Here is an 11566-nt window from a genome sequence, read left to right as displayed (position 1 = left end):
ACCGTATGGGACAGAACAAAACGGAAAAAGGCACCTACTCAGGTGCCTTGATCACCATGGTTTTCACGGCCAGCTTTTCGGCTTTCTGAACCAGGTTCTTGATGATGCCATTGCCTTTGACATCGATGGCGATCAGACCTTTCAGCCTCTGTTGCAGCAGGACATCATTGCGCTTGAAGGGGGCGGCCCTACCATGGCGGTCCCAATCTGGTGCGAAGGCAATGGCCGTGATCTTGTTTTTGGCGGCCCATTGAGTTGCGATCAGATCCGCGCCCTTGGACTGCCCCGTGTGAATCAGCACCATATCACGATGACTGGCATGGACCTTGTCCAGCAGGCGATGAATGCCGTCCACATCGCAGAAGTCGGTAGGGCCCGTGAAGCCGATATAGCTGCCGGAAGGATTGTTCAGGGTCATTTCGGCATCCCGGCGTGCTTGCAGGAAGTCACTGCTTTCCAGCATGGCCGCCGTCATGGTGCCATGATTGACCAAGCGGCCTGCCGACGGACGCCAGTCGCTGCCGGTCTCCGCCTGGAAATGTTCTGCCAGCAGATCTCGTATCAGTTCGAAGAAATTGCGGGCCTCGGTGATGTTCTGGCCCTTGGTAATGGCATCCTCCAGATTGGTGCTGGCGACCTCGGAGCCGTCCTGTTCCAGACAAAGCCGGCGCTGCACCAGCTCATTGGCGTCCAGATCCCGGTCCAGCTTTTCGACGCGCCGGTGCATGATATTGACGATCTGCCAGAGGACGTGTTCGGTTTCGCGATCGAGACGGCTGTCCTCAAAGAGCGTTATGGCGGCCTGGATGAGGGTTTGAGAAGCCTGCTCCACCTGGGTCTGGCCGGGCAGGCCGCGCAGGTCGGGATCGTCGGTGGGATGGATGCCATAGGCCGCCAGTTCTGTCAGGCGATGGTCGTAAGGGATGCTTGCGTGGTCGTCCATGATCTGTCTCCTTTTGCGCGGCCCGGCGCCGCTGTGGCCACGTCAGCAGGCCCCCTTTGGCGCCTCTGTCAGCGAGCCCTTCGGCTCGCATACCCCCTTCACGGGGGTTGACAGTGCGCGGGGTCTGCTAAAGTGGCACACAAAAGCGGCCCGGGACCGTGCCAAGGGAGACAGGGATGGGCCGTGCGCATCCAGAAGCCCGTGCCCTGAAGGGCGCGTCCTTGGCTTGCCGGACGCACCGGTTTTCGACCCGTCGCGGGCGTTCAGGCCGCTAGGGTTTGCACGGCCTTCAGCCCATGGCGTTCCAGTACCGCTTTCAGGATTTCAATGCCGCTTTCATCCGTAGGTAAAAAGCAACGGGTCCGGTAGTCGATGATGGATGTGAAACAGCCAAGGCTTTTCAGCGCCTGATTGGTGCGGAAGTCGGTGCCCGTGATCTCCAGGTGATGACGGTCCATATGCTTGACGCGGCGCAATCCAAGGCCGTTCTGCAGGGCCAGATCGCCGGTCCCGTCTAGTAGCATCCGGTGCAGGCTGACGGCATCCACCGCTTCGCCGCATGAGGCCCGCAATTGCTGAAACGCAACGGAGGACAGGATACGTCCCAGCAGGCGGGTGCCGTCATCGGTCTGAATGCGGACCACGCGGGGTTGGTCCTCGGGCAGTTTGTGCCAGATCGGCAACAGAAGGCCGGTCAGGACATACAGTTCGTCCGTGAAAAACTCTGGAGTGGCGGCCACCTCGTCCTGCCAGGCTGCGTCGAAGTCCGTCCGGTCCACGATGCGCCAGTGAGAGTCGTCCAGCTCCGGCTTGATCTTATAGTGGTGGGTGTTGACCCCCTGAAGGCGGTATCGTTCGATCCAGTCAAAATTCTCATCCATGATCGGATTGTCGGGGATACACAAGGCGGCCTTGCCGCTGCGGCCATTGACCATCATGCGGGCTTTGGGTGTTGTGGCCAGGATCTCATGGATCTTGGACAGGGACATGGGATGTGTCCTTTTGGACCGCCTGATCCGCACGGCCATGGTCTCGGCGCCGGTTGACGGATGGGTATAGACGATGGTTTTGTCCAGCAGGTCCAGCTTGTCCGCATTCAAAGTGGTCAAACCATTATCCACGATGCCCTTGGCTTCGGCCGCTGCCACCTCCCGCGCGATGAAGTTGGTAAACTGCTCGAAGAGAATATTCTGGGTTTCGATGCGCAGCGCCAGAAGACGGTTTAGAAAGCGGCGGATGTTAGGCAAAGTGCTGAGCAGGGTACCGCTTTCCGTGACGATTTTGAGCCCTGTCATGGCAGTGAAGCGGTCTAGGCTGATCCCTTTGATCTTGTCCATGGACAGCGCCAGATAGAATTGCTTTAGGGCTGCGTTGGCATATTCCGATTCCAGATTGTCCTCCTGCCTGAACAGGCCCTGGCCGCCGGTCTGGCGCTGCCCGCGCGTCAGGGCACCCAGCGTACCCAAACGGCTGACGATGGTGGAGGTGAAGCGTTTCTGGCCCTGAACATTGGTGGTGACCGGCAGGAGGTGGGGCGGACAGGCTTGATTGGATCTATGCGAGCGCCCGAGGCCCTGGATGGCGTTGGCCGCGCGCCAGCCCGCTTCCAGCAGATAATGTCTGCGGGGCCGCTGGTTTTTACAGTTCAGATCCGCGTGATAGCTGGCGCCGGTGCCGCCCGCGTCGCTGAAGATCAGGATGTGTTTGAGGTCGGCCATGAAGGCGTCTTCATCCGCCATGACCGCCTGTGGCGTCCGGGATTGCAGTATGCGCCGAGGCACACCATTGACGGTCTTTTTGATGATCCGCCGGGACCGGCCCGTGATCTCGGCGATGTTACCGGTCCCAAAATGATGGATGAGCTGGTCGAGGGCTGTGGGCACGGGCGGCAGGCTGCACAGACGCTCGATCATGCGGTCCCGGCGTTCCATGGCGGCCCGGCTGACGATGAGATTGCCTTCGGGGTCACGGGCCGGTGTGGAGCGTTCGTTGCCCTCACCGTCCACGGCGATGTCATAGAGATGGATGGGGAAGCTGTGTTTGAGATAGTCGATCATGTATTCCCGCGGCGTCACATCAACCTGAATGTCATATCGGTCCTCGGGCGCGATGTGGGCCAGGCGGCGGTCCATGAGCGCTTCGCCGGTGCTGACGATCTGGATCACGACGGCATGGCCGTTGGTGATATCCTTCTCGATCCGCTTGATAACCATGGGTGTGGCCATACTGATCAGGAGATGGTTGAAGAGACGTTGTTTGACGCTCTCGAAGGTTGACAGTGCCGCACCCTTGGCTTGGGCGTTGAGGGCCTTGCCGTCACTCATGACATTGGTTTCCCGCAGGGCGTCTTGCAGATTATGGTGGATGATCTCATAGGCGTCCGCGAAGGCGTTATAGATGGCGGCCTGATCGGGGGTCAGAGCGCACTCGACAATCTCATAGGTGACGCCGGCAAAGGACAGTGTGCGCGCCATATAGAGGCCGGAGGCTTTGAGATCCCGGCACACCAGTTCCAGCGCGGCAAGCCCGCCTTCCTGCATCGCGGACATGAAATCCTCGCGGGAATGGAAGGGAATATCATCCGTGCCCCAGAGACCGAGCCGCACGGCAAAAGCCATGTTGACGACTTTGGTGGCAATGGTGGCTGAAGCATAGACCACGCGGGCATCCGGACATCGTGCCTGAAGGGCAAGACCGCTCAATCCCTGTTGCGAGCCTTGCTGTGCGGTATCCATGAAGTCGGATTTGCCCGGCGCTGCATTGCCCATTTCGTGGGATTCATCGAAGGCGATCACGCCGTCAAAGTCCGTCCCCAACCAGTCGGTGATCTGGTCGAGGCGCGCGGTTTTGGACGTGCCGCTGGCCGAGCGGAGCCGGGCGTAGGTGGTGAAGAGGATACCTTCGGTCAGCCCGATCTTTTCGCCATTTTGATATTTGGACAGATTGACGATGGTGGCCGGATCGCCGCCCAGGGCGACCCAGTCGCGGCGGGCGGCATGGACCAGCCTGTCGGACTTTGTAACCCAGACGGCTTTCTTACGTCCCCGCGTCCAATTGTCGAATATGATGCCGGCGATCTCCCGGCCCTTTCCTGTTCCGGTGCCGTCACCGATGGCAAATCCGCGCCGGACGCGAAACGGCTTTTCGCCATTAGCGCGGACAATGTCGGTCTTGTCGGTATTCAAGTTGAAAAGACCGGGCATATGCTCTCTGTGGGCTTCGCCCGCATAGATCACCGCTTCCAATTGCGGCCCGGACAGGAGTTTGTCCTCGATGGTATTTACGGGGATGTTGGGGACGTAAGAGGGACGCGGCGGTTTGACCGAGGCCAAGGCACCGGACTGAACAAGCGGGGTGGGGTGTTCCGGCGCACCCTCAATATCGATGGCCTGCAATTCGTAAGGTTCGTAGAGGCTGTCGGACATGTCCGATTTTTGCGCCACCTGCACCTTCGCGCGGTATTCTAGGGGGCGGTGGTCGGGGAGGCCCCGGCTGGGCAGGAGGATGCGTTTGCGCCGGGGCTGTAGCGTGCCCGCCGACGGGTCCAAGACATTCGGATCGACGACCGGTAGAACTTTCAGACAGGTCTCCGGAGCATGGGGCGGGTCCGGCTGATCATGGACCAACCCGAGGCCAAATGCCACGAGGGCATCCAGCGTATCGATGTGCTCGGTTTCTGGATAGAGCTGGCCGGTATCGGTCGTGTTGGTTTTGTCGATGGCGACCAGCGTGGTGCTTGTGCCCGTACCGGCCTTGGCAAACAAGCCTTCATAAAGCGTTATGAAACGGTCGATGCGGCCCTTGCGCCGGAGCTTGGCGAAGGTGGTGGCATGGCGGGGGTTATCAGGCCGGAACCCACCGGGCATGATGGCCACGAGGCGACCGCCCGGCGATAGCCGGTCCAATGCTGCCAGGAGATGACGTACCCCGATGTCGCGCATGCCGATCTGACCTGGTGCGGACGAGAAAGGCGGATTCATCAGGATATGGGTGGGTCGGATGGCGGGGTCGAGCCGGTCATGCAGACTGCCGCAGTCATGACCGAACACTTGAGCTTCGGGAAACAGGCCCTTCAGGACCGTCTGCTTGTGCGTGACCAGTTCTGACAGAACCAAAGCCCTGGTGCGCGGCAACAAGACGCTGGCCAGCAGGCCGAAACCGGCGCTGGGCTCCAGCACCGTGGCGCCCGGTGGGACGCGCAGCAGCAGGGCAGCTACTTCCGCCAGGACCAGCGGTGTCCCGAAATGCTGTTCGGTGACGCTGTCTTCGCTGCGGTGGGTAGCCGTGGGCAGGCGGTTCAGGAGAGCCGCGAGAGCCGGCAAGCGCTTTTGGACCGGCAATGCACCATGGACTGCGCGATAAAGAAGTGTCTGAGCTGCTTCCACGGCGTCGGCGCAGTCCCGCCAGGACCAGCAGCCGTCATGGTCGCTGCCGCCGACGTGTTTTTCCATCTGCCGGCGCAGATAGGACCGGGTCAGGGATTGGTCCTGGGCCAGACGTTCGGCGAACACTGCGCTGATGGTCAGCAGGGCATGTGCCCGGTCCCGCGCATAGAGTGCGGTATCGGGATGATGTCGGGGTATAGGCATGGGAAATCTCCCGCGAAAATACCCGACAAGCGGGCCTGCCGGGCTTTTGTGTGAAATTGTGGGAATTTTTTGGGGATTTGTGGAAATTTGGATTGCCCAGTGGGACGATCTAGTCATCCACGACAGTCACGTTCATTTGTCTGAGCATGGTGCATAGATTGGCCTTTTCCGCCTTGAAGATTTCGTCGCGATGCTCGGGACTGCTGTCGCTTTCAATCCCATGAAGACCGGGGCTCTCAACGGATTGGATGACGGCGGCCTGTTCACCTATGGGAATCATAAATTTGGCCTGTGCCCTAATCGCAATGAAATGCCACTCGCCTCTACCATAGGCTTGCAGGCGTTCGGCATTGGCAGCGGCGTGGACGGGATCGGCGTCCGGTTCCAGATAGGACAGGTCGGGATGTTGATCATACTCCGCAATCCGTCTGATATCGCTTGCGCGGACGGTCATCATTTCCTGTCCGGGCCGGCGGTCACGCATACGGAACCTGCTGTTCATGATACCTCTCCGTAATTGCCCTGTTTGGACGCATGGCCGGTGCTGATGGCGATATCCTCAGCCAGGTGCACGGCGGCGAGACCGATATCGTCCAGACCTTCAATAGGGCTGACCAGAAGGAGCCAGCCGTTTTCGCCGAGTTGGTCCTCAATGGAATGCGGGCCAACCATTTCGAGGCCAAAGGCTCCGCGGACATATCGGGCTGCCGCTTTGAAGGTGCCATTGATGGTCAGAGTCTTCTCGTAGCCGTTGGGGGTGGCGTCGATCTCAATCGCGATCTTCATTGCCGCCCTCCCTGCCCAGATCGTTATTGTTGCTGCTCAGGGACTGGATGTTGTTGCACAGACCCTTCGCATCATCGATGACAGCCAGATTGACCTTGCCGCTTGAAACATACGCTGTTTGATAGACGCCGTTCTTAAGGTGGATTGTCACCAGAGGCGGTTCTCCCTCTTCCGTGACAGCGTCCGGCAGGTGTAGGGATTTGGGGTGGCCGATCCAAGGATCTTCGATGATTCCGGTATAGGCCGCTTCGATGAAGACGGGGCCGGACACCTCCCCTTCTTTCCAATCACGGCTGGCATTTGCTGCTAAGAGGGCGTTTTCAAAGGCTTTATCATGGGTCTCTGCAATCACCAGGGCTGTTGTATGCCAATAAATGGCGCGCGAACATTGGACGGTATAAAGCATAAGAAGCTCCTTCCGCCCACGATGGTTGTGGGCGGTTCTCTGAGTGGGGATGTGACGGGTGGGGCTGGACGCGTCAGCCGTATTGCAGGCTGATGGTCTCGCCAATCGGGGCTTTGCGTTGGTTCGGAGTGATCCACAGGACCGGTGCAGGCGAGACGTCCGGCCATTGATGCGAAAGCAGATCGCTGAAATACAGGATCGCGTCCGGCATGACGCCGTTCTCGCGGCACCAGTCAAAAGGCGGCCGCAGATCCGTGCCGCCAAAGCCGACAGGTTCAAGTGTCACCGTGCCGCTATCGGGTGTGAACCTCTCCACCTTCTTGATCTCGAAATCACAATGCAGAACAGTCACGGATGCCGGCCTGACGGTCTGGAGAATGGCGTTCAATTCACCATTCACCTGATCGATTTCCTCCTGTGAGACACTGCCGGAGGTATCGCAGGCAATGACCAGTTCTTCCAGTTTCTGGTTTTCCAAGCTTGGCAGGAATATATCCTGATGCAGGAAACGTGGGTTGGGGCGTGAAAAGCTGTAGTCAGAGTGGTCCCGTGCATTGATGAAACGCGCCAGCAAAATACGCCAGTCCAGCTTGGGCTTCTTGATGTCCCTGATCAATCTGTCCATGCCGCCGGGCGCGCGTCCTGATGCCTTGGCCGTCTGGTGCGCCTGGATGACGGCATGTTTCCATGCCGTTTCCTTCTGCTTGCGGTCCGAGGCGGTTTGCTCATGACCGGTGCTTTCCTGCGGGTCTGTCACTGCGCCGCATCCGCCGGGGTCCAGGCTATTGGACTGCGGAGATTGTCCGTCGCGCTTGTCCAGCAAATCGGCATATATCCATTCCGCCGACATGCCGCTATAAGCTTGGTTGAGCAAGGCCCCGTCCGGCAGGATGAACCCGCTCTCCTTCAGGATGCTATTGATGGCGTAGTCGCAGGCCATGTTCCATAGCAGAAGGTCCCGGCCCTCCCGGCGGTAGGGATGTAGATGGGCGCAGTGCATGACCTCATGTGCCATCACGGCGATAAGCTCGTCGTCGCTCAATTGCTGCACAAAATCCGGGTTGACGAAAATGGAGGAGCCGTCTGTGGACATGGTGTCCATGTCGCACGCCTCCTGTATTTGAAGACGCAGGGCGAGCACCCCGAAAAAGGGTTGGCTCATGAGCAGCCTTGTCCTGGCTTTGGTGACGCGTTCCATCATGCGGCCTCCTGAGTGACATAGCCCGACATTTCATCGAGAATGTCCTGGGCCTTATCGGCGGTCTGGCGTCTCAGGGCGCCATCCTCACGCAAGTCATTCGCGTCATGGGCGCACAATGTGGATTTCAGTTGCTGGCACATGTCCTCCAGTTGTGGATCGTTCATGAAATTGAGCCGTGGCAGAAGATCGGTAAGGTCTCTCAGATTGGTGACGAGGGTATCCCGGAACATGCCGGTCTTGCGGCCGCTGTCGGGATCTTCGCCATAGGCGGTCAGCCTTTCGTGCATGTGGGATACGGATTCATGGATACGGTTCCACAAATCAGCCATGGCCTTGTGCTGCGCTTCCGCGATGCGGATCTCGATCTTGCTCTGGATGCGACTGACTTCTTCTTCTTGAAGGTTCACACGGAAGTCGTCCCCCTTCGGGATGGGCATGACCGTTACCTCAAAACCGAACCGTCTTCTGAGAGATGCTTCTTGTGGGTAATCCGTTTCCTGGTAGAGGGTTCCAAGCGACTTTTTGGCTTCAACCTTATTCTTCGCGTAATCGCTGATGAAAGTATTGACGGCGTCCTGAAAACGCATACGTGAACCGCTCATGATCTCCATGTAATGCAGATAGTTTTGGGCCGGCAGTATCCTCATGCCATTGTCGTACCAGGGTAGCGTTTGCCGTGTATGGGCATTGCGGGCTCCGCTGATGATGCTTTTGAGGGGGCCGAGTGCCTGATGGGAAATCAGTAATTTGTTAAAACGTCCGGCATCGCGTGTGGCGTCATGTTCATGGGTGATTTGATCCGAGACGTGGGGGTCATGCTTGCGCGCACTCCATTGATGGATGTGCAAACCTACAAGCATGGTCTTGTTTGACAGAACAGTCATGGGAGGTCTCCTTGTCAGGCGGCATTGCGGCGGATGCGATGGGCATCCGAGGTGTCGCAGGGCCGGTCTGTGATGCTGAAAATCAGGGGGGCGCGGTTCGGTGCTGTGATGGTTTTCTCGAACCAGCAGGCGGCAAAGGCGCTGATCAGGCCGGGCAGAAGCCCGCGCTTTTCCGGATCGCCCATATTGACGGTCCTGGGTTTGGCGCGCGGTCTGGTGAAGTTCAGCAAAGGCGTCAGGCGTCCGTCGATATTGCCGACAGACAGTGTGTAATGCGTGTTGCCAAGTCTGACGCTGACGGTCTTGCCGACCAGATGGGGGTGAAGACGGGCCTGCAAATGCAAAGGTATCCCGTCCGCCGTTTCTTTGGGAACGGTCATGGGCCGTTCTCAAATCAGTATATTGCTGTTACGCGATGCCCAAGCGATGAAGGCTTCGGTATTGGCCGTGTCCGGATTTTGGGCTCTGCAATCGCGGATGAGGCATACCGCATATTCATCAGACAACCGGTCCGCATATCGGACGATGGCATCCATGTTTGCCGGCGTGGCTTTTGACGCCAAACCGGTGACAATAGCGTATAGAACACCGGGTTCGTTTCTCGGGACCGGACTGCCGGTCGGGTCCATCAGGATGTCGTCGAGCTTCGGCAGGGACCGGAACATTTCAAGAAAGCTTATTAGTTCCGTGACCGCCCCTTCGCCGATACGTCCCATATAAAGATCCCGTTCGATGGACCGGGGAGGGTTGGCGGCCATGATCTGCCCCACGGCGTGCCATGACCGTGGGCTGGCAAAAGCATCATCCTGACCATTTTTAGGGTCTTGGCTCAGGAGTTCCGGGCGGAACCGTATGAAGGCGATGAGTTCGGGCGGCATATCGTTGACGATGGCCCACCCGCACCAGTCATTCAGATCGGCATTCACGTCAATATGCGTAAACCGGTTTGCCAGTGGCGTGATCATGGTGCTGATGCCTGCGCCGTCCGTCACGCGGTTGCCGGCCGCAACGATCTGCCATCCGTCGGGCAGTGCATATTCGCCGAGACGGCGGTCCAGGACCAGTTGCAGACATGCGGATTGGACCAGCCGTGGTGCCGCATTGAGTTCATCAAGAAAAAGGATGCCTTTGCCTTCCTTTGGCAGAAACTCCGGTATCAGCCATTTGACATGTTTGTCGTCCCCGTCACCGACGGGAAAGGGCAGGCCGCGCAGGTCGGTGGGATCGAGCAAAACTGCGCGCAGGTCGATCAAATCGAGGCGGTTTTGAGCGGCATAGTCTTTGACGATGGTGGATTTACCGACTCCGGGAGGACCGGAAAGAAAGACGGGATGCCCCACCGCCAGAAGCAGGGCGAGAGCGCTGGTGGATTGTGCAAGGTTCATGGGACTTTCCTTTCTGGGTGCGTTAGCACCCCCGGAAAGCCCTGCTTTTCTTTAGGCTGGGTGGTTGCCCCAAGCTGCGGCCGAAGGGCAGGGAAACTCGTTTGCGCCGCCTGCTCGGCGGCGGAGGGAACCTTTTTCTGCATCAAAGATGTTTTGCAGTATATCTGACTGACGAAGGCTATTCAGTCTCATGGATCGGAGGTTCATTTGCTTAGGCCAGCCCATCTTTCTATAAACCACATTGCGCGCGTCGTGGCCCACGGCCTTTGAACGCTGCAATGATGAGGTTGGAGGGACCGGCTTTGAAGGATAATGTGGACCATCTGCCGGAACGAAAACGACGTGAGCTGGATCGGATCACAAGTATTCTTTTCGAGGAGCTTGATGACAAACTCGCGATCTCCACATCGAAAAAACGTAAGCGTGGCCGCATACTGAAGATTATTCTCTTTGGGTCGTATGCACGCGGCAATTGGGTGGACGATCCGGAAGGGCGCTACTTTTCAGATTATGATCTACTGGTAATCGTCAATAATGATGAACTGACGGAGATGGGTGTTTTTTGGCGCGCTGCTGAGGATCGCATCCTGCATGACCCGCAAGTCAAGACCACGGCCTCCTTGATGTTCCATACCCTGGATGAGGTGAACAGCCATCTTCTGGATGGTCATTATTTCTGGTGTGACATCATCAGAGACGGGATCATGCTCTACGAATTGGTCGAGCGGTCCCCTAACGGCAAACGCAAATACACATTTACCAAGTCCAAAAAACTTACTCCTCAACATGCTTTTGATATGGCAAGCCAGTATCATCGGGAATGTAGAGATGCTGCCGAACGATTTTTAAAACTGGCCCATACCGCTCTTGAAAGCGGGTGGCATCAAGAAAGTGCTTTTCTTCTGCATCAAGCCACGGAGAGTGCCTATGCCAAGATTTTGCTTGTCTTCGCTCTGTACCGGCCCAAACAGCACAATATAAAGAAACTGCGCGATTATGCCGAGGAACATGATTCCCGCCTGCGTGATGCTTGGCCGCGCGGGCGGAAGCCTTTCGACCGGTATTTCGATCTGTTGAGACGGGCTTATATCGAAGCGCGCTATTCGCCGCATTATGAAACCACTATGGAAATTTTGCATTGGCAGGCGGAGCATGTGGAAGTCCTGATCGATCTTGTCAACCAGTCGTGCCGGGAGCACCTGACTCACCTTGAAACAGAAGCCTTGGACGCATCGAAGCAGATATAGTCCGGCTCTCGCGCATTGGCCAAGTGTGCTCCATTCGTGAAATGGAGAGAACTCCTACGGTAACGCATAACATCCTGAAGACTTTTAAAACATCTCCGACCCCGCAAGTGATAGAGGATAGGAAA

General features: G+C 57.8%; 10 protein-coding genes. 1 reads left to right on the top strand and 9 read right to left on the bottom strand.

Annotation, left to right across the window (positions count from 1 at the left end):
• Positions 1-34: 34 nt before the first annotated feature.
• From BXY39_RS08195 to BXY39_RS08155, 9 genes are all read right to left on the bottom strand, one after another.
• Positions 35-943: a DUF2493 domain-containing protein gene (locus BXY39_RS08195; RefSeq protein WP_121938331.1), complete on the bottom strand. Its 909-nt coding sequence runs from the start codon at positions 941-943 to the stop codon at positions 35-37.
• Positions 944-1206: 263 nt separating this feature from the next.
• Complete coding sequence (locus BXY39_RS08190) at positions 1207-5532, bottom strand: strawberry notch family protein (protein WP_170163704.1); 4326 nt, start codon at positions 5530-5532, stop codon at positions 1207-1209.
• A gap of 109 nt (positions 5533-5641) precedes the next feature.
• Positions 5642-6034 (bottom strand): hypothetical protein, encoded by a 393-nt coding sequence (locus BXY39_RS08185; protein WP_121938329.1) that lies wholly within the window; start codon positions 6032-6034, stop codon positions 5642-5644.
• Positions 6031-6318: a hypothetical protein gene (locus BXY39_RS08180; RefSeq protein ID WP_121938328.1), complete on the bottom strand. Its 288-nt coding sequence runs from the start codon at positions 6316-6318 to the stop codon at positions 6031-6033. The genes BXY39_RS08185 and BXY39_RS08180 overlap by 4 nt, the downstream gene beginning before the upstream one ends.
• On the bottom strand, positions 6302-6724 hold the full coding sequence (locus BXY39_RS08175) for a hypothetical protein (RefSeq protein ID WP_121938327.1): 423 nt from the start codon (positions 6722-6724) through the stop codon (positions 6302-6304). The genes BXY39_RS08180 and BXY39_RS08175 overlap by 17 nt, the downstream gene beginning before the upstream one ends.
• A 73-nt stretch (positions 6725-6797) precedes the next feature.
• Complete coding sequence (locus BXY39_RS08170; RefSeq protein ID WP_281270006.1) at positions 6798-7922, bottom strand: vWA domain-containing protein; 1125 nt, start codon at positions 7920-7922, stop codon at positions 6798-6800.
• On the bottom strand, positions 7922-8809 hold the full coding sequence (locus BXY39_RS08165) for a hypothetical protein (protein ID WP_121938325.1): 888 nt from the start codon (positions 8807-8809) through the stop codon (positions 7922-7924). Before BXY39_RS08165 ends, BXY39_RS08170 begins: the two co-directional genes overlap by 1 nt.
• 14 nt (positions 8810-8823) lie before the next feature.
• Positions 8824-9189, bottom strand: coding sequence for a hypothetical protein (locus BXY39_RS08160; protein ID WP_121938324.1), 366 nt, complete (start codon positions 9187-9189; stop codon positions 8824-8826).
• Positions 9190-9198: 9 nt separating this feature from the next.
• Positions 9199-10194, bottom strand: coding sequence for an ATP-binding protein (locus BXY39_RS08155; RefSeq protein WP_121938323.1), 996 nt, complete (start codon positions 10192-10194; stop codon positions 9199-9201).
• 314 nt (positions 10195-10508) lie between these two features.
• Between BXY39_RS08155 and BXY39_RS08150 the strand changes: the two genes are divergently transcribed.
• Complete coding sequence (locus BXY39_RS08150) at positions 10509-11441, top strand: nucleotidyltransferase and HEPN domain-containing protein (protein ID WP_170163702.1); 933 nt, start codon at positions 10509-10511, stop codon at positions 11439-11441.
• Positions 11442-11566 lie beyond the last annotated feature (125 nt).

Source organism: Eilatimonas milleporae (genome assembly GCF_003688555.1).
In the GTDB taxonomy this organism is placed as follows: Bacteria; Pseudomonadota; Alphaproteobacteria; order Sphingomonadales; family Kordiimonadaceae; genus Eilatimonas; species Eilatimonas milleporae.
Note: the sequence above shows the minus strand (reverse complement) of the source record. Positions and strands in the feature narration are given on the sequence as shown.